Consider the following 19,789-nt stretch of genomic DNA (forward strand, 5'->3'; position numbering starts at 1 on the left):
AGGCGAACTTAGGGAAGTCGATGGGGACCGGATAGGACGAAAAAAGCCCCTTCATCCCGGAGATGAAGGGGCTTGGAAAATCTAATCGCGGGTCTTCACAGCTGGCTCAAATCCTCCAAATTGCCGCGCTGGATCATCCGGCCCATCAGCAGCCGCAAAAGCTGCTCGATGGGTGCGCCCAGCATGCCCCAGATCGCCAGCACCTCGGGCACGGCCCCTTCGGTGCCCGGTTCCACCAGGGCGAAAGTGGCGTCCACGAGTTTGGAGGTGTCGCTGGTCACGTGTACGGGGTACTGGCCCGACGGATGGTACCTCCGGTAAGGCTCCCACGCGCCGTACTCGGTCCAGCCGTTGGGGCCGGGCGTGCCGTCTTCCAGCACCTCCTGGATGGGCGTGGCCGTGCGGTGGAACTGCTCGACGTGCATGGCCGCCACGATCTTCCGTGTGGCCAGGCTGACGGAGAACTCGGTGCAGACGAAAACGTCCTTGCGGAGCGGGTTTTCGCCGGGGATGTCGATTCGGATCGGTTGCATATTACAGGGCGGTTAGTGCTATTTTCTTGATCGTGGAAGCGCCGGTCTTGATGTAGAAGTAGTTGTCGTCGTAGCAGGTGGCACCCAGCTCCATGGTCGTGTCGGTTCCGGCTACGGGCGTGTATCGGCGAAGGATCAGCCGCCGCTTGAAGCGCACGGGCGTATCGTCGGCGGTGAGAATGCTGTTCTGCCCGTCGTCGGCACTCGTTGCATCGGCATCGTCGCGGTAGAAGATGCCCACCTTGCCGCTGTCGGTGACCAGCACGGCCTTGGCCAGTAGGTAGCGCGTGTTCCGCAGTTCGTCTATCGTAAACTGTGGCAGAAACAGCATCCTAAGCCGGGCGTAGTCCAGCAGCCTGCGCCAGATCTGCCCCCAATTGGGCACCTGCTCGGGTTTGGTTCCGGTTGTTAAACCCATAATCTTGTTGGTTTATATTCGTGAAAGGGCTACGAGTTGCGAGTCTGTGATGCCTGGGCCATAAGTGGTAATCTCCCGTAGATATTTCCCCTGTACGGGAATGCCGGAAAAGCTGCCGTACCAGCCCGCTGTCGTATTGGTGCCCAGGTCATTGTGGCTGGTGGATACCACCGCCCCACCGTTCATGCTGGCTGCGAAGGCTCCCTTCTTAAAGCGAGCTGCAACCTTCAATATCCCTGTTCCTGGAAAGCTGCCCAGGACGTAATCGCCCGACAGCGCGTTGCTGCGGACCAGGATCACGATAGTGCTATTGGCAGACCGCCTTATCGAGTACACGCTGTTAGGTGCGCCGGTGGTGTTGTATAAGAAGTCTTCCACCCCTCCCGCTTCCAGCATATCGCATTCGATCACCTGTGTCCATTCTCGCTTGTCGTAGACGCTCTCGAAGGCACGGCCCAGCATGTAGACCGAGGCGTTGCCACGCGAAGCAGGCACGTCGGCTGTCGGAATGTGGGGTGTGCGCAATGTTTTTTTTTCCAGCCCCGGCATTTTCGCTATTATGGCGGCAGCCGGATTACTTCCTGCCTTAACAATATAGTATCGCAACCCGCCTGTGTTGTCCGATCCGAGTGTCACCTTGACCGAAACTGTCTGGTACTCTTCCGCCAGGACGATACTAACGGAAGACTGTATGTATGTGCCACCTACCCGACGAAGTTGCAGTACCACTTCCTTTCCAATATCGGCTATCGAGCCCGCTTTCAGCACAATCGAGCCCGTCCAGGTTTCGCCAGCAGCGGGAATTGCGCTCGTCTGGGAAAATAGTATGTCCGCCTGTGTGTTATCGAGCGTAATGAGGTAGCCATCGGCCTGTTGGGCGACCGCCCCCGCCCCTGTTACTACCCAGGGTGATACACTAAGATTGCCGGATCGAAGCAACACATTCTCGGAACTCGGCCATACGGGCAGACCCAGGCATTTTCCTGTTAAGGCGTCGTAGTGCAATGCCCTGGCCGCCTGTGGAGCCGAACGGAGTATCCCGCGTCGGTCGCAGGTGGTCAGGTTGCCCGTAAAGGCCAATTCCAGACGCGGGTCCAGTTCGCCGCTGTCGCAATGCCACGAAGACAAGGGCGGTACGGTCGGCCAGTCAGTCGAGCCGCTGAAGACGATCGCCGCCGCCTGATTGACCAGCCCGTTGACTTCCACCCGCTTGGCCTCGGACAGGGCCACGTTGTCACTAACCTGCTGCTGCCACACTTCGATCTGGGGGAACCAGCCCGCTATGGCGTCGTACATGGTCTGGATGGAGGGGAACCAGCCCGAGATGGCGTTGAACCAGCCCTGGATGGTGACATACCAGCCCTGCACGTCGGCCCGGCTCATGGTCACTGACACGGCGTCGTTGTCGACCTCCTGGTGCTTGGCGGCGATGTCCCCGTGGCGTTCGGCAATGTCTTCCTGCCGCTCGATGATGTCGGCCTGGCGGTTCTCCACATCGGCCCGGCTCATCGTGACCGACACCGTGTCATTATTGACTTCCTCATACTTGGGCAGGAAGTCCTCGTACTTGGCCGAGAAGTCGGCCACCTTCTCCAGCACGTCGGCAAAGTAGGCCGGGATGGCCTGCTGTGTGCCGTCGTTGTAGTGCAGCACCAGGCTGCCATCGGCATCCTGCTCGATGTGGGTCAGCCCGCGCGGGGCGAAGTCCATGGCGTCGGCGATCACGTCGGTCAGCCCGGCCGCACCCAAAAAGCCCGTGGGGGGCATGGGGGCCACGCCCCCGGTCCAGCCGGTGATGCGCACCAGCTTGCGGAAGCCGTCACTGAGCGAGACAAAGACCGGCGTCCAGCCTTTGGGCCCGCGCGGCCCGGTGGGCGTGGCGGGTACCTGGACGGGCCCGACGGCCTGTATGTCGATTTTTCGGATACTCATCGCGTCACGCGGTTAACGATTTCAAACTTGCCCCCGAAGAGCGTCACTTCCTGGCCCTCGGCCGTGGTGGCCACCACATCGTAGGCGTACAGGCCCGGCGCAATGCGCATGGCGGCGGCCGGCGCACTCAGGATGATGTGCTGTAGATCGGTGTCCACGTCCAGGTCCAGCACCACGCGGTAGTCGCCGGCGTAGGTGCGCACCTGGGCGCGCAGCGTGCAGCCGGCCAGCGGGAATGCCTCGCCGATCTCGACGCACAGCTCGAAGCTGTCGCCGCGCACGATGCCCAGCAGGTCTATTTTCGTCGTGTACACCATCGTCTCAGTCTTTTGATTCCCACACATCCACCGGCTTGCGGTAGCGCCGGAAGGCCCTCTCCCCGAAGCGCGACACCATGAAATAGGCCAGCCTAGCCTCCCAGCGGGGCATGCCCAGCAAAATCAGGTGTTCGTAAAAAGCCGAGTCGGCCATACGCCGGGCCTCATTGAAGAAGCTCCCGTTGCCGATCACGCCCACCTGGTTGATGTAGCAGTCGTCGTGCACGACGGCGGCCGGAAACCCGATGCCGTGCGGCGGCACCAGCGGCCAGAACACCTGCGGCACCGACAGCCCGTCGGTCACGAAACCGGCCGGCACCACGCGGCGGCCCACCAGCGGGTGGAAGTAGGCAAAGTCCTCGGTGGTGATGAACTGGTCGGTCTTCCTGGGATTGCCCTCCCCCGGCCGCGTCTTGCGGATGTTGATCTGGGGCCACTGGGTCATAGGTAGCGGCCCTGGGTTACGCCGTTGGCCACGCCCTGCGCCACGAAGGGCAGCAGCAGCGGCCAGGCCTGGGTGAAGATCGCCTGGAACTGCGGGAAGATCGTCTCCCCGTCGGCCGGGCCGTCCACCAGCGCGCCGGTGGCGTCGACGAACGATTCGTCGGTGGCCCGCAGGATCACCTCCCGCGGTTCGGTGCGCCGGCGCACGAGCCCTTCGGCGTCGTAGATCGTCGAAACGGTCACCAGCTGCACTTCCTGGCCGTCGAGCAGGATGTTGATGCCCCGCACGGCCACTGTGTGGGTGCAGTCCGGATAATCCGGATGCGGGGCTACCGTGATTTCGTGTATCATATTTTTTTAGTTGACAGTTGACGGTGGACAGTTGACAATGATCACTGTCGGCTATAAGGTAATACTACTGGTTAGGCGTACGGTGAGAGTCTTGCCGGCCGTGCCGGTGAAGGTCAGCGTGTTGTTGGCATTGGCCGAGCAGTTGGCCGCGGGCTGCACGCTGATGGTGCAGCCGTCGTTGTAGACGATCTCGAAGGCGAAGGCGTAGCTGCGGCGGATGTTGACCGACTTGGACACGCCGCTGCCCTCGAAGACCAGCGTCTCGCGCAGCTTGTCGGTCTTCAGCGCCGACTCGGTGGCGTTGCTGCCCAGGGTCAGCGAGCCGCCCCCCAGGTACACCCGCTTGTAGCGGGCCAGCTCCGAACCGTAGCCGTTGGTGCCATTGGTGCCGTAGGTGAACAGCGTGGCGTTGTTGCCCACGGTCACCGCCCCGTAGTGGGTCAGCTGGATTGTCTGGTAGCTGATGCCGAAAACCGCCTCCTGGTCCATACAGATGGCGATGGCCCCCTGGGCGTTGGTGTAGTAGAAGGGGTTGCCCGTCCCGCTGCTGCCGGCGTGATTCTGAACGATCAAATTGCCGTCGACGCGCACCAGCAGGTTGTCGGTGAAGCATTTCAAACAGTAGGTACCTTCGCCGACGGTCACGTTGGCGTCGTCCTTGACGGCCGACTTCTTGAAGAAGTTCAGGCTCGCCCCCGCATAAATCATGATCGTGAGTTCGGGGACTATGATTTGCAGGTCGCTGTCGACGGCCAGGTTGCCCGAGGTGATGCGGATGCTGAGCTTCTGGGTCTTGCCCGAGTGCAGCTGGATGGCGCGGGCCAGGGTCTTGACGGCTCCGGTAGAACCGGAGCTTGCGCTGGTCTCGCCGGTGCGGGTGTCATCGCCCACATCGGCCCGAATGTAGACGACGGCGTTCAGGTTAAGGCTGCGGCTCACGAAGGAGGCCGTCAGGGCGGTGTTGGCCACCTTCATGTCGTCGGCATACTTGCCCACGTCCGTCAGCGCGTCGATCAGGTCGGCCGGAACCACGCCTTCCGAGCCGCCCACGCCCCGCTTGGGCTTGGTCAGCCGCGCGGTCACGCTGTCGATGAAGTTCTGCAGACTGCTGAAATAGGGCATCGGGATCGGGGTTAAGCGTTGAAGTCGAGCGAAAAGCCGGTACCAAAGTCCGAGTTCGCCAGCACTTCGGCAAGGACGAGACCGTTGGCCGACGTCAGCTGAAACGGCGGCACATTCAGCCGTCCGCCCAGGCTCAGCCGCGAGCTGGCCAGCGTGGCCACGCCCTGCGCCAGGCCCAGCCGCAGGCCGCGCTCCTCGTTGCCCAGCACGTAGCAGCGGCCGTTGTAGTCTTCCACCAGGCACACGTACTGCCGGTATTGGCCCTGCTCGTAGAAGGCCGCCACGCTCACGTCGGTGCCCGGCAGGTCGTAGTCGATGCTGTACGTGGTGGCCATACCGTTGTAATTGACCCCCATCGTGCAGCTTTTGGGCGGGAAATCCATCCGCGTGAGCGTGGCCCCCAGCCGGGCGGCCACGCCGTTGGCCGGCAGCATCCCCGCCACGGCTCCGGCGTACCGGTGGCGCACGGGGTCGAGCACCGAGACGCAGTCCTCCCGGTCGAGCAGGAACAGCCGCCTGACAAACCCGGTGTTGGGGGCACGGTACCCCCCTAAAATGGCTTCCTGAGTGGTCATAATTTTCTGGGACTCAAAGTGAGTTTTTGGGACATGAAAGTCGTGGAATGGGACGCTTATTTTGCGAATTGGGACGCTTTCTGAGTTGGCGTATTCCGGCTTTTAGCACGGAAGCGCTTGGCCTTGGCTCGCAGCGACTCCTGCTTGATCGGGTCGTCCTGCATCCTGAAATGCTTGTAGAATTCGTAGAAGCCCCCGCGCTCCGAGCCGTTGCGGCGCATGTAGCCCAGTGTGAAGTAGAGCGCCTGGGTGTCGAAGAGCATCGACAGCGCGTTGCCCACATACAGCAGGTTGTCCTCCAGCACGAAGGCCTCCCGCAGGGGGAACTCCGTGTCGACTTCCAGGATCTTGGCGTTGGGGATCGCCTCGGGCTCGAGGCGGTCGTGGTAGTACTTGCTCAGCTCGGTCGGCCCCTTGGTGGCCAGCATGATGATCAGCAGGCCGATCAGGCTGTCCTTGCGGACCGAAAGCGGACCGGGGCCGTGCAGCTCGGGCGAGGTCAGGAACTCGTGCACGTGGGCTTCCACGGGAATCAACAATTTCATGGGCAGGATAACAGGAAAATAAGGTAGGAACGTTATTTTTGTAACGTCAAACCCGATTCCATGTCAACGCTTGCCCGCTGAAGACATTCCCGGCCCCCTGTGACCAGCAGGGGGCTTTTTTTATGTCATAAAGGTACTTACAGCGCAGAAACGCGCGATGGAGCGAAATCGATCCGTCAGGATCAGTCTCCCTTCGGTATACGTAAAGTCCGGATTGCATTATTAGAAGGTAAATTTACCCATTCTTTCCCAGATTTCTCGCTCCTCCCCCACCCTGGCGCCGCATTTTTCCGAAAGCTGCCTATCCCCCAACCACTATTTTTTTTGTAATTTCTTATCCCGGCCGCTTCTCTCTCTTACTAAGCCAGTTAGCCGACAATTGGGCCGATTTATTTTTGTACGCGTGGCAAAAATTTTTGTTACCGGGCCTTTCCGGGGAGCCGAAGGCACAAAAACCGTTTTTACTTTTTGTAATTTCTTATCGCAGCGATAAGAAATGCATTTATTTTTATATCCTTAACTTTCAACACTTTAAACCATAGATTTAAATCAAGATAAGAAATTACAAAAATTTTAAGGTTTTTAGGGGAGGGGGTTTTGGGGGAGAATGCCGGGCTCCGTCGAAGCCAAAAAAACGGCACCCCCTGCGGGATGCCGTGAAAAAGGATTTTTGTGTTTTTTAAAGAGCAGGGTTCCAGAGTGTGGAAACCGGGCCAATGAAACTACATTTCTAGTTTTCCGCGCCGGCTAATTGCGGCACCACGCCACTGGGGACGGCCAGGGGTACCTTCACCGCCAGCTCACCATCGTATTTCATTTTGCCATCGGCTACCAGGGCCGCCAGCTCCGCGCGGGGCCGCGTGATCATGGCCAGTTCATCCAGCAGCACCAGGTCCAGGCTACTGACCACGTGCGCCGCGCCGTTCCAGGCAAAGTAATGCCGTAGCACCAGCAGTTTCCGGCCCTTCACATCGGTCCACAGGCTACGCTCCCGCAGGAAGTGGATATGGGGGTGTTCTTTTTGCTCATCCATAACTGATATAGAATTAAGATATTAAAAACTAAAAGGGCATATCGTCCGAGGGTGGCAGGGAACCTTCGCCCGGATCGGCGAGCGGACGGCGGGTCTTGAAGAAAATCAGCTCCTGGCGCTTGCCGTTGTGCTCCCGCAGGATGCGCCCCTGGTTGTTCTGGTATTCTTCCGGGTTCAGCTCGTAGCCGTGATAGTCGGCGTACTTGCGCAGGTAGTCGCTGAATTTCTGCGTACTCAGGTCGCGGATCTTCTCGCCCTCCATGTACTCCTGCTTGGCGTCCTGCTTGCTGATGAAGACATTCAGCCGTCCCGATTCCGGCGCAAAGTAAATCTCGGCCCACTCGAAGAAGCGGCCGCCCATCGAGCTGAGCAGGTTGCGCTTCTGGATGTTGTTCATCGGGGGCTTGATCTTCTCTGTGGCCGACAGGTAGAAGGCCAGGCACTCGCCCAGGAAGTTGTAGAAGCGGTTCCAGTCGTCGGGCGTGAAATCGTAGAAAAGCCGACGGCCTTCGAAATCGTCGGTGGGCTGACGGGTCTCGCGGTACTGGCCGTTGTTCTCGTGGTAGTAGTCGCTGAACGAGGTCACGAGCTTGCGGCGCTGGGTGGACTCCGAGAAATCCCGGTCGCCGAAATTGGAGTCGAACCAGAACTTCGGCGACTCGTCGAAGGGGATGGTATAGCTCTGGGTCTGCTTGGGATTGGGGTTCATGTCGCCGGTGATGTCGCCATAGAAAAACCCGAAGTCCAGGTACTCGAAGCAGTCGTCCACGATCAGCAGGTCGGTGTGCCGGGTCACCTTGTCGTAGATGTGCGGATTCTTGGTCAGCAGCGGGTTGCGGCCGCTGAACGAAACATTATAGCGCCAGATCCATTTGAGCGCCTTTCCGGTCAGCGACTTGCCCGATCCCCCGTTGCTCTTGGCGTCCTCACTCATATCGCTCAACTTGTTGTCCATGGCCCACACCGCCCAGGCCCGTGAGGGGTCCTTGTAGCGGTGCATCATGTAGCCCAGGGTATAAATCCGGTTGACCAGGTGCAGGCGCTGCTCCTGCCGTTCGGCCTCGGTGAGCAGCGGCCCGGCCAGGTCGAACCGGTGCGCCGCGAGGTAGGCCTCCTGCTCCTCCTGGCTCCGGACGGCGAAGAACCTCCCCTCTTCCTCCGGGGTCAGGCCGTGCTCTTCGATGTACTCCTCGCGTTTGGCGGGTTTGTCGTGGGTCATCCACAGCATCTGCCTTTCCTCCAATTCCTTCCGCCAGTGCACGCGGGCGGTGTTGATCAGGAACCGCAGGAACATGCAGCTGTCGTCCAGGATCTCGATGCCGTAGTCGGCTTCATTGCGCCGATCGATGCGGAACATGGGCGACTGGCGCTTGATACGGGGCGTGTGGTTCTTGTCCTTGGCCGGATACGAGATCACCTTATCCTCCCACACGTATTTACTGGTATTCAGCCCCTTGCTTTCCTCAATCGCACCGGGTGTGATTTTCCAGGTGCAGTTCGGAAAGAACAGGTACTGGTGATCCGGCCCCGTGGCCACAAAGTCCAGCTCCACCAGCGGCAGGTTGGCCAGGTTCGACACGCTCAGCTGGTTGGTGGTGTACATCGCGTTGCGCAGGTCGAGCGTGATGTCGGCGTCGAACTGCGCCCGCTCTTCCAGGAAGTAATGCAGGTAATTCTTGATCTCCTGCGGGTCGAGCTTCCGGACGACGTTGCCCGTCACCTGCACGTAGAAAAAGCCCTCCTTATCGCGCTCCGACTTGATCCGGGCGAACCCCGAGCGGTACAGGAAATTGTAGGCCTGCACGTGGTTGAACTTGTACTGGACGATCGGCCGGCCAAACTTGTACTTGGGGTTGCCTTCATCGTCGAGCATTCGCTCCATGTCCCAGAACCGGTACGGCATGGCCGTGGCCACCAGGCAGTCGAAGTCCTTTTTCTTGTGGGTACGGAGGTAGTCCCGCTGATCCTTGCTGGTGGCCTTCCCCGTTTCGGGGTCGAGTCGCAGGATCTTGTCGGGCAGCCAGATCGTCAGCAGGTTCAGGTACTTGGTGGCCAGGGCGTGGGCCGTGACTTTGCCCGTGGTATCGATGTCCGGCAGATTGTAGAGCTTATAGGTGAGCTTCATCAGGGCCGCGTAATCCTCGCCCTTCAGCGTCTCGGTTTCGGAGTTGAGCCAGATCACCCGGTAGCCCAGAGCGGCGGTATTCAGGGCGTCCGAGCCGCCGCTGCACAGGATGATCTCCGGCAGCTTCACATCGATCCGCGCGATTTCCTTGGCCTGCTCCTTCTCGCTGTCCTGGAACTCGGCGGCGGCCTGCTTGGCGGCCTGGGCGTCGTATTGCTCCTTCTGGCACTGCGCCACGAAGTCCTTGGCCTGTTGCAGGCCGTGGATGAAGTGCCGGGGTTTGGTGCCCACATACCGGAAGCGCTTGTCATGGGGAGCCTTCGGGCGGTAGATCTTCCCAAAGGTACCTTCATCGAAGTAGAAAATCGGGTATTCATCGGTACTGAGGGTGGTGAGCACCTTGCCCTGGTAGACCGTGGTGTACGATTGGAGCGCCTTGCAGTGGTACATCGCAAAGATCTGCCGGCCGCGTTCCTCCCGGAGTTTGTCGGTACTACCCATTGCCTCCCAGGCGCTATCGGTCAGGATCGTCCGCATTTCGGCCACGGTAATCTCGCGCGGCAGTACCTCGATATGCCCCTCCTGCTCGTCGGGTTTGGCAGGGCGCTCTTCGTATTTGGGCTTGGGGGCGTAATTATTAGTGTCATCCTGGTAGTTGTAAAACTCGCACACCCTGCCCAGGGCGGGGCCGTAGTCCAGGCCCTCTTCCAGCATAGCGATGTGGATGGCGTTGCGCCACTTGCTGTCACCACCGAAGTCGGTCACGCCCCACTCGCCCGACTTCATTTTCTTCAGACTCGCCGACGGGGTCTTCTCTTTCCGGACGCTGAACTTCCGGAGGGTATTCCTGAAACTCTCTTCCGAGTCGGGGTAGATGCTGATGATGAAGCGCTCTCCCCCGTCTTCGGCAAACAATCGGTCTAAATCAACTTTCGACATTCAGATAGTAAGTAAAGCCCCCTGCTCTCACGGCCCGCAAACGCCGGCCTGAGAAGCGCTAATGAACACTCTCTATATGAGAGCAGGGGGAAGCAAAAAACTAGTATAGCATTTGTTGGAGCTTGGTGGCGCGGCGGTACTGCACCAGGGCGTCCTGGACTTTCTGGCCGAAGATGTGCAGGTGCCGCTCCCAGCGCTCCAGATGTTCGTCGGTACAGGGCAGGGCGTCCAGCTGTCCTTCCAGGGCCAGCAGGTAGTCGGCCATGCCCACGCAGTAGTCGGTGTTGCAGCCCCGCAGGATGATGCCCTCCGGCTGGTTCAGTTCCAGCACGTACGAGCCACTATTGTAGGCGCTCAGGCGGCAGGCCAGTACCTTGGCTTCCAAGCTCCGTAGACTCGTAGGGCAGTAGGGGCGCTGCGTCTTGCCCAGGCGGATCATCATGTGGATCATGTTCATCTGGTCACGGTCAAAGGCAATTTTCAAAAGAATGGGTCGGTTCATGGGAATAGCCTGGTTGAGTTAGACGGGTACCACCGAATTCCATTCATCGCCTTCAATGATCCATTTGCAGGCCTTGCACTCATGCAGGTACGTAGGGCGGGGCTTGGTGTCGATGATCCGGGCCTTCTGGACTAGCCCGCAGGTGGGGCACTGGATGGTGTCGTAGTGGAAGCCCAACTGCTCGGTATCCAGTACGACGGTCGGGTATTTGATTCTTTTAGTTGGCATAGCCTTTTGTGTTATTGGTTGTCAATGAGTTGTCGGTACTCCTGTTCATCTTTCGACTGGTTGTCTTGCAAAAAGCGGATGCTCTCGGCCGAGCGTCCCTCTTTGATGGCATTACTGATCATTTCCTTTCGTCCTACGATCCGGGCTTTTAGGATCAGGGCGCGGCTGGGGGGTGATGGGGTTTCCCTTTTCATCGAATTTGGGGGCAGTTTTGAGTTCGTAAATAAGCCACCCGGCTACGGCCAGGCACAGTAGGGCGAAAGCCAGGCCGGTCACGAGCGTGACCGGCTCCCAGAAATAGGCAATGGCCAGGGCGTCATCCTTCATAGTTCATCCAGTGCATGTACTCATCGGCCTTGGCCCGGATGAACCGCAGTTCCTTCAGCGTATTTTCGGGATGATGCCACTCGATCCCGAAGCACAGCAGGTGATCCTTCCATTGTTCCATTTCCGGCATGATCGTCCAGGATAGGTTCGTGTAGCGTTCGCCGAAAACAGGGCCGAGTGTTTCTGAGTACGTAAGCCCATTGAATAGGGCATTCCAGAATTTACTGTCGTCGCGCAGTACGGGATTGGCCTCCATTTCGCCCACGAAGTCGCGCACGGGCGGCGTAGCGACGCCCGGCACGGGGTTCTTGATCGTGTAATTCAAATCGAGTGTTTCCATTTTGCTTAGAAATAGTTAAAAGTGAACGGGTTATTTAGTGGTCTTCCGGTTAGAAGCTCGTTGGCGCGCGGCCCGATGGGCGGCGGGGTATTTGTCAGGGAGGGGTTCGGAGCGGATCAGGCCTTGCTTGCGGATGGCAGTTTGGGAGGCTTCCCCATTAATGGTTTTTCTCATTGCACGGAGTAGTCGCAACGTGCGTGAGTAATTTGCCTGGTTGTCACGAACAGCATTCATGTCAAGCAATCCTTGTCCAGACTGATAGTAAGAGTCAACTTTCCTGACTTGGTCTTTCCAAGTCCTGCTACCCAGATGTTCCCGAAGCATCTGGAATTCGCTTCTCAGGACTTCGATTTCAAGTGATTCTTCCATTAGATAATTTTATCGTGGTTTAACTCGCGCAATCATTGGTTTTTATCGTACTACGGCTTACTTTTCAAGTCGTAATTACTACGACGTAAATATTTATCTTTTTAAGATAAAAAACAAGATAAATACACAATTATTTTATCCCGAAATGACAATGCAAGAGAATTTACGGTTTCTAAGAAAAGCTAATAAGCTGAGTTTAAGAGAGGTAGGAGAACTATTTGGGATACAAGCCGCTGCTGTACAGAAGTGGGAGAAAGGTACAAGCAAGCCTAGTATTGAGCAACTAGCCTTATTATCAGAACGTTACAATGTATCTTTAATAGACATAGTCAATGAAAACATTGTTGAAGACTATCCTCATAAGATAAAATACCCTGAGGATCTTGAATTTATCGAGTTGCCCTTCGTATCGGTACCGGCGCGCGCAAGCTTCATCGAAATGCCCGATGGACTCAAAGGCAACACCCATGAAACCTACACGGTAATTAAGAAAGGCAATGGCTCCTTTGAAGGACAGATTTGTATTGAAGTGAATGGCGATAGCATGGAGCCCAACTACCCCAGTACTACGGTCGTGCGCTGCAAGCAGGTAGATCCGAATGATTGGCCTTATATCACGAGCGGCGTGTACGTGGTCGTTTTCGCCAATTCGTTCGTCATAAAACGCATCCGCGACAACAACTACCAGGAAGGTTTCCTGACCCTGCACAGCGACAACACCGAAACCGGTGGCAAAATCAATGTCAAAACCCAGGATCTGCGCCAGATATGGAAAGTACTGCGGATTGTGGATGCCCCGGCGCGGTGAGACTACCCAACCAATCAATCTTAAAAGAATGCAATTCTAAAATGGTGCCAATTTGGTGCCAATTCGGCACCGGTGCCACTAAAAATACCCCCAAATGCCACTAAAAAAAAACCGAAAAAGTGCCCATACAAGCCGTAAAGGCACTTTTTTAAGCAACCGAATAAGAGTTCGAATCCCTCCGTCTCCACTTAACGCCACACCTGCTAGTAGGTGTGGCGTTTTTTATTTGCCGTGACAAAAACAAAGAAAAAACGGTATTTAAGAGAGTATTTGAAAGGTGAAAGCATTGAATATATTCGAAGTGCGCCATTTCATCTCCTACCGGAGCCGGCAAAATCGAGCGCCAACGGTACGCCGTCGCGGCATTGGTCTATGAAAAATGTGCTGCCGGAGCATTATTACAGTCCCGATGAACAGGGCCAACATCTAACCGGATGGGTAATGTTTTATTATCACCAGTAGTATCATGACCGGGACGCCGGGACACTCACTGGATAATCTACATCCCGCGGATGCGTATTGGGGCCGTCAGGAGCAAATTGTAGCAGAGTGCAAAAAACCTAAACAGTTATCGATGCTGAAACGACGGAAAAGGGGCGCGCCGCTGCACTTATATTTTTCAGCGAGTATAATGGGTTTAAAACCGTTTCTTCTCTTTTCACTGCTCCGGCTGTCCATTTTTTGTTGGCGACAGACAGCAGTAGCGACTCAATGGAAGAGCCATTATTGTGTGTTAATTTTTTCTTTTAAATTCTTATTTACATTTCTAATTATCCCATTTGAAATCATTGAATTGGGGATTAAAATTTTATCCTTTTTTTCATCCTCAATTGTAATATCATGTAAATCTAATTCAATTACTCTTCCTCTATTACCTTGGATTTCAATTATGTCATTAATCTTAAATGGTTTCTTAATAATTAGAAAAGCTCCGCTCATGATATTACTTAAAATTTGTTGAGAAGCAAATCCCAATATCAAAGTGGAAGCTCCAGCTCCCGCAAATAAAGAATGCGCAAAATTTTCAGAAATAGGCAATGTCAACAGTGCCCATCCTAAACCGAAAAAATAAATTGTTGCAATAATGATATGTTTTAGAAACACAAAGCTTGTACTATCTATATTTTGATCTTCACTTTTTCTTTTTAATATTCTCTGCAGATACTTTCCTATAAGCGAAGCAATTATTACGGTTACTAAAACAATAATTCCAAAAATGATTAAAGTTTCAGAATCTGCAATTATTTTTTTTGTCTTATCCATAATATTTTTATTGATAGATAAATTAGTTTATAAAGAATCCCATTTCCCTTTTACGGAAATGGGACGAGTTTATTATGGAGTTATTGCCTAAGAGCTTGTTTGGAATTTGTATTGAACAGAATTTCAGTATGTTAAAGAATTGGGAATCCCAAATAGCTGACTTGATCAAGCAAAAATGGTGAGTAGCTTTCACAGAAATTTACATGTTCATTAGTTCTTCGATTCGTTTGATGACCAATTCAACGATTATTCCGCAAGTATTGAGTTTTGCCAAATTTAATTTCCCAACATGCTCTAATTCTTGCACCTTTACCAATCTACAGGATTTAGCTGTGGTGGCGGACCACTCAGGACTGTACGCCGGCAATGTCTGCAGGTGAACCCATCCTTTCTTGCGGCTCAGGAAGTTTTCACCTGTTGATTTTTACGAATAGTGGTACCGTTAGCTCAGGGTCCTTACTGATTATGAGCAAGTTTTTTCGGCGGTAGCGCCGACACTACTCCTTTGACAACCAAACCACATCAGCTCCGTTAAATGCCGCACCCCGCCCACCCGTATACAAGCGTCCTTTGGGAGCCATCGCCACTATCAGACTGAGGTGGTTCCGTCCTGCTTTCTCGGTAATGACTGGTGTCTGTTCCCTGGGTACCCATTCGGCCGCTGCCTAGGTTCGACTTAGAAAAGGCAGCAGATAGCAGACCCATCAGGTTTGCACTATACTAAGTCAGCCTCGCCATCTTATCTGATTTTTTCAGCGTCCGGCTCACCCACCCTTCCATTGGGCCCAAAGCTTGGGCGATTTTGGTCTATTTCCAGCCCGCTTCTTTTAATTAGGCACAGCGCTGACACAGGAGCTCGTGTTCACTTTGTGATATCGGCGATCCGATTGTATTTTGCCATCGACCCCAAAATACAATAAATTCACAATCCTACTCACTTATCAATAACATAAAAAGGTACGCTGAGAAAAAAACAGCGTACCTTTTGTAAAAAATTGGATGGAAAAGCTGAGTGTGGGGGAAGACATTTGTAAAATGTGCCTTCCAGAATACCTCGAACATGGCATTATTACCCGTCCATGTGCATCATATTATCGTCAAGCCTCAGGTCGATCATCAGGTGGTTGGGGTCAATGCCGCCGCGTGCGGGTGTTCGCGGTACGGTCACTTGAATGGTCTGTTCCCCCGAGCGTATGCGGTGCATCCGAAGGTAGAGAGGCTCGCTTGTCCCCTTGCCCTCCTCATAAAGGCCAACCTCCAGCCAATCCTCCATCGGAACTTCTTTTTCATGACCCGTTCTATCCACTATTACCTTTTGTGCCTGTACCCTCATAGTCACCTGCCAGCTGCCTGCTTTGTTTTGCTTTACCGCCAGTTGCTTTGTTTTGAGGCGCCAATACGTGTTCTGCTCAAACAGGTCGTGTAACAGGTAATGTAAAGAGTCCGGGGTGATGTTTTGTAGTTCCCGGTAAAGGTCCGGGGTGGCCGGCAGGGGTACCTCCCCCGCGTCGTGCTTTTGGAGCAGACGTCGCAGCGCGGCATTGACCTTTTCCTTGCCGATGTACTTACTCAGGGCATGCAGGGCGAGTCCCCCCTTTCGGTAGTAGAGAAATTCTTCATTCGCCCGGAGCAGGGTAGCCGTGGCGCCTGAGCGGGGCATTTCGTAGAAGGAATGCAGAAAGTCCACGTATCGTTGCAAATGCCCCTCGCCGTAGCTCCTTTCCAGAACCTGCATGCCAGAGTACACGGCCAGGCCCTCAATCAGAACCCCGGCTCCCTCGACGTAGGCCGGGGTCAACCGGGCCATCCCCCACCACTGGTGCGCCACTTCATGCGCCAGAATGTAGTAGGGCAGGTCGAACCCATCCGGGCTGTCATCGGGATTCATCAGGGCGTACTGTTCTCCGTAGTAGATGATGCCCGCATCCGCAGTGGCTCCTGCTCCGGGACCGGCGCGCTCTACTACGGTCAGATGGCCAAAGGGGTAGGGGCCGAACTGCGCCGTGTAATACGCCAGCGAAGCCTGTACGCTCCGGAGCATACGGTCTATGTTCCGGGCGTGTCCGGGATGGTAGTACACCCGGATTGCAACGTTATTCCATTGGCTTTCCCGCACCGCGTATTTACCGGACAGGATGGCGTACTCGCTCCCGATGGGAGCATCCGTCAGGTAGTGGAAGTAGCACCGGCCGCCTTCCGTCCAGGTTTTAAGCAACTTACCTGGTGCAACGACTACTTCATCCTGTGCCGTACCCACAATGGCTTCGAAGGTAGTCTGATCGGTACTGAACGGCTTTTTTCGGGCCTGCTGGTCCTCGAGGGAGGGAAGTACTGGGCGCGCCGGAAGTGTATACTTTTTTCTTACGACCGCATCCATTATCTCCCGATGACGTTGGTAACCAATCGTAGGAAGCAGGTCGTAATTTGTAAAGTAGGTGCCATTCTCTACCACCAAGTCATTGGTACCGCTATGCCGGAAGCCATGCGGTTTATAATACACTACAAAGTTCACTTGGAATGAACCTCCTGGCTGTAGCGGTTGATTCAGCCTGTAAATGTGGTGGTGGAGTTTTTTGCCTATCACCACGCCAACGGCTGGCCGACTGAAACTTACTTCTCTAAACTCTACACCCAAAGCGCTCCCTATATGGATGGTGTCTAGGGATACTGCCTCCTTGTTTACCAAGGTATAGGTACCCCGTATGACAGCTTCCTGCCGGTCGGGATAGAGTTCGACGTGCAGCCGGGTGGCTGTCAGCTGGGGGTGCGGAGTCTGGAGGTACTGGCCGTAGCGCCGTTCGTATTCGGCCTTCTTTTCCAGTAGGTCGGCTGTGGTTAGGTACTCGTTGCGCACATTGGTATTGTAGAAAATGAAGCTTCCCAGGGTAAGAACAAACCCAACACCGACTGTGGCTATCCAGATGGTTGAGGGGGTGAAGCGGCGCTTTGCTGACTGAATTCGGTAGCTCAGACGTTGATCGCTTCCCCGTACCCAGAGCAATCTCCCTGCCACGGCAAGCAGTATACCCCAGGCTACCCAGTATAGCTTAAACCAAAGCCACGGCCCAAGCGTAGGTCCGAAACCCCGCATGTCAGTGTACCACCATCCCGGGTCTGCGCCAAAAATAAGCATGGGGTGCTCCACCCCAAAATGGGAGGAAAAAGCCATGAAGCTGTAAAGCAAAAGCACCACCAGGTACCCTATGTATTTTTGATTCGCCATTACGTGCACCACCAGGGCCAGCAAAGCAAAGAGCAGGTAGTCTGCCAGCTGGAGCCCGAAAAGCACCTGCAGGTACAGGTCTATCTCGAAGTTGTGGTAATCCAGGTGTAGTTGCATCCCGATACCTCCGATCATGAGCAGTACCATCCAAGCCACGATGGTCAGAGTCAGACCCAGGAACTTGCCGCTCAGGAGCGCCCAATCCGGTACCGGCGCGGCATCGATTATATCACTCAGGCCCGCATCCCGCTCACGCCAGACCAGCTCGCCCGCGAAGTACATGATGAGAAGCGGGATCACCACCCAGGGGTATTGACACTGCTGACCGGAGCGGCCAGGTAGTTTACCACTTGCTGCGTGGTGGGGAGCAGCGGAATCCCAAATTCGGCAATGATTTGATCACTGAACGCTGCCGAGGCCAGGCAAATAGCGCTAACTAGCGTAAGTCCCATAGGATGTCTGGCTATTTTCCCAAAAGAGTCCCACGCAATGGTCAGCGTCTGATGAAAATGGGTGGCAAAACCAAAACCACGTCGAACCTGAGGAACAGAAATAGCGGATGCGCTAACGATTGCGGTTTCTGCTTTTTTGGCCTGTACTTTTGGCCGCCACGAAAAGCGACTCCACCAGCGGTTGGTTTCAGGATTGGTCCTACTGAAGCGGAGGTAGGTGAGCCACAACAACCCCAGGGCCACGCCAAGCCAAAGAATGCGATTCCACAGGTACATCCCTTCCAGCGTAACCTGTCGCGTGTTTTTCTCGCTGGGTGTCCATGTTTGCAATTCGTTGCCAATGATTCCGGCCACACCGACCGGATCCAGTACTTTGAGCAAGTCCCAATTCCCGAAGAGGTTTGCCGCCCCAACCGCAATCATCTGGGGAAAAACGGCCAGCAGCAAGCTGGCCATATAACTGGCCGCCACCTGGCGGGTGAGCTTTGCAAGGGCGAATTGGAGCGCGGTGGCCACGAAAGCATTCGGTAAGGCGATCAAGCAGTAGACATTCAGGTAAACGGTTGGCCTGAACGGCAGTAGTTCACCCTGATCGATGCCCCGCAGGGAGTCCAGACCGGGCAGGTAGAAGAAAAGCAGTATGCCCACCGGCAAAGAAAGCAGCAGCAGGGCATTCACCGCAAAGGCCGCCATAAATTTTCCACTTAGGTAGCTGGACCTACTGACTGGTGTTGTATATACGAGCGGATGAATACGCGTCTGCACATCGCGGGCTGCTGCTTCTCCGGCTATTGACGCGCCTATCACCAGCCAGATAAGGCCGCCAAGGACTGTGAGGGCCGTAATGAGGAAGGTATTGTTGGGGTATACGCCGTCACCCGGTTTGATGACCTGGTTCATGCCCATTACAAACGCGAGAAGAACGACCAGATAGAGCCAGGTGGAAATGCGCCTTGCCAGATAGGCCAACTCATAGCGAAAGATCTTCCAGAACTTCATCGTGTGGTCTCCGGTTTGTGGCTTCGAGTCGATCCGGTCAGGGTCGTGAAGTAGACATCCTCCAGATCGGGGGCCACGGACTCAAAGCCATTGCCGGGATCTGTTTCTTCGTAGACATGGACTACCGTTCGTCCGCTCAGCAACTTGGTGGAGATGACTGTATGTTCCCGCTCCAACGCGGGCAAACCCCTTTTCTCCACGATGCGGCGCCAGATTTTTCCCCGTATTCCCTCCACAACTTTTAAAGTCTCGGCTTCCAGCAGGATCCGTCCCTGGTCGATGATGGCCATTCGGGTGCAGAGCTCGCTGACATCTTCCACAATGTGGGTGGATAGGATTACGACGCTTTTCTCGCCGAGTTCGCTCAACAGGTTCAGAAAGCGCACCCGCTCGGCCGGGTCCAGCCCGGCCGTGGGTTCATCCACGATCAACAGCTTTGGACTGCCCAGCAGGGCCACCGCCACGCCGAAGCGCTGCCGCATGCCTCCGGAGAAACCGCCCAGTTTCTGCCGGCGCTTTTCCCAGAGGTTGGTTTGTTTCAGTAAAGCTTGTACCACTTCTCTCCTGGAAGCCCGGTGGGTAATGCCTTTGAGCACGGCGAAGTAGTCCAGCATATCCTCGGCTCTTGCTTTTGGGTAGAGCCCGAATTCCTGCGGCAGGTACCCCAGCGCCTGGCGTGCTTCGTCCTTTTGTTTCAAAATATCTATTTCTCCCAATAAGATCTGCCCTTCATCCGGCTCCTGTAGTGTCGCCAAAGTGCGCATCAGGGTAGACTTGCCGGCCCCGTTGGGGCCGAGCAGGCCATACATGCCATTTGGTATGGTGAGGGAAACATCCCGGAGCGCCTGAACCGCTGCGGCGGACCGCCCATTGGGATAGGCTTTGGAGATGTTGTGGATAGAAAGGCTAACCAGGCTATTTTCCATAGGTACCAAGAATATTGC

21 protein-coding genes are annotated in these 19,789 nt (G+C 55.4%); 1 reads left to right on the plus strand and 20 read right to left on the minus strand.

Translation table 11 applies throughout. The annotated features are described in order from the left end of the window. Positions 1–95: 95 nt before the first annotated feature. From GBK04_RS27315 to GBK04_RS31230, 16 genes are all read right to left on the minus strand, one after another. Entirely contained in the window at positions 96–533 is a 438-nt protein-coding gene (locus tag GBK04_RS27315; protein WP_152765275.1) for a hypothetical protein, read from the minus strand. Between the two features lies 1 nt (position 534). Then, positions 535–951: a hypothetical protein gene (locus tag GBK04_RS27320; RefSeq protein WP_152764533.1), complete on the minus strand. Its 417-nt coding sequence runs from the start codon at positions 949–951 to the stop codon at positions 535–537. 12 nt (positions 952–963) lie between these two features. Then, entirely contained in the window at positions 964–2,883 is a 1,920-nt protein-coding gene (locus GBK04_RS27325; protein WP_152765277.1) for a phage head spike fiber domain-containing protein, read from the minus strand. Beyond that, a complete protein-coding gene (locus GBK04_RS27330) occupies positions 2,880–3,200 on the minus strand; it encodes a hypothetical protein (protein WP_152764539.1) in 321 nt (106 codons plus the stop codon). Before GBK04_RS27330 ends, GBK04_RS27325 begins: the two co-directional genes overlap by 4 nt. A gap of 4 nt (positions 3,201–3,204) precedes the next feature. Further along, positions 3,205–3,645: a DUF1353 domain-containing protein gene (locus GBK04_RS27335; protein ID WP_152764541.1), complete on the minus strand. Its 441-nt coding sequence runs from the start codon at positions 3,643–3,645 to the stop codon at positions 3,205–3,207. Continuing rightward, positions 3,642–3,995 (minus strand): hypothetical protein, encoded by a 354-nt coding sequence (locus tag GBK04_RS27340; RefSeq protein WP_152765278.1) that lies wholly within the window; start codon positions 3,993–3,995, stop codon positions 3,642–3,644. Before GBK04_RS27340 ends, GBK04_RS27335 begins: the two co-directional genes overlap by 4 nt. Before the next feature lie 51 nt (positions 3,996–4,046). Beyond that, positions 4,047–5,117, minus strand: coding sequence for a hypothetical protein (locus tag GBK04_RS27345; RefSeq protein WP_152765280.1), 1,071 nt, complete (start codon positions 5,115–5,117; stop codon positions 4,047–4,049). 11 nt (positions 5,118–5,128) lie between these two features. Continuing rightward, positions 5,129–5,692, minus strand: a complete 564-nt coding sequence (locus GBK04_RS27350) for a hypothetical protein (protein WP_152765282.1) — start codon at positions 5,690–5,692, stop codon at positions 5,129–5,131. Between the two features lie 56 nt (positions 5,693–5,748). Next, positions 5,749–6,237: a hypothetical protein gene (locus GBK04_RS27355; protein ID WP_152765284.1), complete on the minus strand. Its 489-nt coding sequence runs from the start codon at positions 6,235–6,237 to the stop codon at positions 5,749–5,751. A 730-nt stretch (positions 6,238–6,967) separates the two neighbouring features. After that, complete coding sequence (locus GBK04_RS27360) at positions 6,968–7,270, minus strand: hypothetical protein (RefSeq protein ID WP_152765286.1); 303 nt, start codon at positions 7,268–7,270, stop codon at positions 6,968–6,970. A 28-nt stretch (positions 7,271–7,298) separates the two neighbouring features. Further along, positions 7,299–10,334, minus strand: coding sequence for a hypothetical protein (locus GBK04_RS27365; protein ID WP_152765287.1), 3,036 nt, complete (start codon positions 10,332–10,334; stop codon positions 7,299–7,301). A gap of 100 nt (positions 10,335–10,434) precedes the next feature. Then, positions 10,435–10,836 carry a hypothetical protein gene (locus GBK04_RS27370; RefSeq protein ID WP_152765289.1) on the minus strand — a complete coding sequence of 134 codons (402 nt, stop codon included), beginning with the start codon at positions 10,834–10,836 and terminating at the stop codon, positions 10,435–10,437. A gap of 18 nt (positions 10,837–10,854) precedes the next feature. Beyond that, the gene (locus GBK04_RS27375; RefSeq protein WP_152765291.1) at positions 10,855–11,064 is read right to left on the minus strand and encodes a hypothetical protein; all 210 of its coding nucleotides are present in this window, start codon (positions 11,062–11,064) and stop codon (positions 10,855–10,857) included. Positions 11,065–11,175: 111 nt separating this feature from the next. Beyond that, positions 11,176–11,391 (minus strand): hypothetical protein, encoded by a 216-nt coding sequence (locus GBK04_RS27380; RefSeq protein WP_152765294.1) that lies wholly within the window; start codon positions 11,389–11,391, stop codon positions 11,176–11,178. After that, positions 11,381–11,731: a hypothetical protein gene (locus GBK04_RS27385; RefSeq protein ID WP_152765297.1), complete on the minus strand. Its 351-nt coding sequence runs from the start codon at positions 11,729–11,731 to the stop codon at positions 11,381–11,383. The genes GBK04_RS27380 and GBK04_RS27385 overlap by 11 nt, the downstream gene beginning before the upstream one ends. Positions 11,732–11,761: 30 nt before the next feature. Beyond that, positions 11,762–11,905 (minus strand): hypothetical protein, encoded by a 144-nt coding sequence (locus GBK04_RS31230; protein ID WP_373331402.1) that lies wholly within the window; start codon positions 11,903–11,905, stop codon positions 11,762–11,764. A 346-nt stretch (positions 11,906–12,251) separates the two neighbouring features. Here GBK04_RS31230 and GBK04_RS27390 point away from each other — a divergent pair, with 346 nt between their 5' ends. After that, positions 12,252–12,908: an XRE family transcriptional regulator gene (locus GBK04_RS27390; RefSeq protein WP_373331403.1), complete on the plus strand. Its 657-nt coding sequence runs from the start codon at positions 12,252–12,254 to the stop codon at positions 12,906–12,908. A 723-nt stretch (positions 12,909–13,631) separates the two neighbouring features. Here GBK04_RS27390 and GBK04_RS27395 read toward each other — a convergent pair. The 4 genes from GBK04_RS27395 to GBK04_RS27410 all read right to left on the minus strand — a co-directional run bounded on the left by GBK04_RS27395 (position 13,632) and on the right by GBK04_RS27410 (position 19,771). Continuing rightward, on the minus strand, positions 13,632–14,171 hold the full coding sequence (locus tag GBK04_RS27395) for a mechanosensitive ion channel domain-containing protein (RefSeq protein WP_152765302.1): 540 nt from the start codon (positions 14,169–14,171) through the stop codon (positions 13,632–13,634). A gap of 1,069 nt (positions 14,172–15,240) precedes the next feature. Beyond that, entirely contained in the window at positions 15,241–17,694 is a 2,454-nt protein-coding gene (locus tag GBK04_RS27400) for an ABC transporter permease/M1 family aminopeptidase (protein ID WP_152765304.1), read from the minus strand. Further along, a complete protein-coding gene (locus GBK04_RS27405) occupies positions 17,691–18,845 on the minus strand; it encodes an ABC transporter permease (protein WP_152765307.1) in 1,155 nt (384 codons plus the stop codon). Before GBK04_RS27405 ends, GBK04_RS27400 begins: the two co-directional genes overlap by 4 nt. Further along, the gene (locus GBK04_RS27410) at positions 18,842–19,771 is read right to left on the minus strand and encodes an ABC transporter ATP-binding protein (protein WP_152765310.1); all 930 of its coding nucleotides are present in this window, start codon (positions 19,769–19,771) and stop codon (positions 18,842–18,844) included. Before GBK04_RS27410 ends, GBK04_RS27405 begins: the two co-directional genes overlap by 4 nt. Between the last annotated feature and the right edge of the window lie 18 nt (positions 19,772–19,789).

The organism is Salmonirosea aquatica (assembly GCF_009296315.1).
GTDB classification, from domain to species: Bacteria; Bacteroidota; Bacteroidia; order Cytophagales; family Spirosomataceae; genus Salmonirosea; species Salmonirosea aquatica.

Excerpts from the sequence above, each read along its gene's own strand:
- GBK04_RS27315 (WP_152765275.1), bottom strand. The coding sequence starts at position 533 with ATGCAACCGATCCGAATCGACATCCCCGGCGAAAACCCGCTCCGCAAG.
- GBK04_RS27320 (WP_152764533.1), bottom strand. The coding sequence starts at position 951 with ATGGGTTTAACAACCGGAACCAAACCCGAGCAGGTGCCCAATTGGGGG.
- GBK04_RS27325 (WP_152765277.1), bottom strand. The coding sequence starts at position 2,883 with ATGAGTATCCGAAAAATCGACATACAGGCCGTCGGGCCCGTCCAGGTA.
- GBK04_RS27330 (WP_152764539.1), bottom strand. The coding sequence starts at position 3,200 with ATGGTGTACACGACGAAAATAGACCTGCTGGGCATCGTGCGCGGCGAC.
- GBK04_RS27335 (WP_152764541.1), bottom strand. The coding sequence starts at position 3,645 with ATGACCCAGTGGCCCCAGATCAACATCCGCAAGACGCGGCCGGGGGAG.
- GBK04_RS27340 (WP_152765278.1), bottom strand. The coding sequence starts at position 3,995 with ATGATACACGAAATCACGGTAGCCCCGCATCCGGATTATCCGGACTGC.
- GBK04_RS27345 (WP_152765280.1), bottom strand. The coding sequence starts at position 5,117 with ATGCCCTATTTCAGCAGTCTGCAGAACTTCATCGACAGCGTGACCGCG.
- GBK04_RS27350 (WP_152765282.1), bottom strand. The coding sequence starts at position 5,692 with ATGACCACTCAGGAAGCCATTTTAGGGGGGTACCGTGCCCCCAACACC.
- GBK04_RS27355 (WP_152765284.1), bottom strand. The coding sequence starts at position 6,237 with ATGAAATTGTTGATTCCCGTGGAAGCCCACGTGCACGAGTTCCTGACC.
- GBK04_RS27360 (WP_152765286.1), bottom strand. The coding sequence starts at position 7,270 with ATGGATGAGCAAAAAGAACACCCCCATATCCACTTCCTGCGGGAGCGT.
- GBK04_RS27365 (WP_152765287.1), bottom strand. The coding sequence starts at position 10,334 with ATGTCGAAAGTTGATTTAGACCGATTGTTTGCCGAAGACGGGGGAGAG.
- GBK04_RS27370 (WP_152765289.1), bottom strand. The coding sequence starts at position 10,836 with ATGAACCGACCCATTCTTTTGAAAATTGCCTTTGACCGTGACCAGATG.
- GBK04_RS27375 (WP_152765291.1), bottom strand. The coding sequence starts at position 11,064 with ATGCCAACTAAAAGAATCAAATACCCGACCGTCGTACTGGATACCGAG.
- GBK04_RS27380 (WP_152765294.1), bottom strand. The coding sequence starts at position 11,391 with ATGAAGGATGACGCCCTGGCCATTGCCTATTTCTGGGAGCCGGTCACG.
- GBK04_RS27385 (WP_152765297.1), bottom strand. The coding sequence starts at position 11,731 with ATGGAAACACTCGATTTGAATTACACGATCAAGAACCCCGTGCCGGGC.
- GBK04_RS31230 (WP_373331402.1), bottom strand. The coding sequence starts at position 11,905 with ATGAGAAAAACCATTAATGGGGAAGCCTCCCAAACTGCCATCCGCAAG.
- GBK04_RS27390 (WP_373331403.1), top strand. The coding sequence starts at position 12,252 with ATGCAAGAGAATTTACGGTTTCTAAGAAAAGCTAATAAGCTGAGTTTA.
- GBK04_RS27395 (WP_152765302.1), bottom strand. The coding sequence starts at position 14,171 with ATGGATAAGACAAAAAAAATAATTGCAGATTCTGAAACTTTAATCATT.
- GBK04_RS27405 (WP_152765307.1), bottom strand. The coding sequence starts at position 18,845 with ATGAAGTTCTGGAAGATCTTTCGCTATGAGTTGGCCTATCTGGCAAGG.
- GBK04_RS27410 (WP_152765310.1), bottom strand. The coding sequence starts at position 19,771 with ATGGAAAATAGCCTGGTTAGCCTTTCTATCCACAACATCTCCAAAGCC.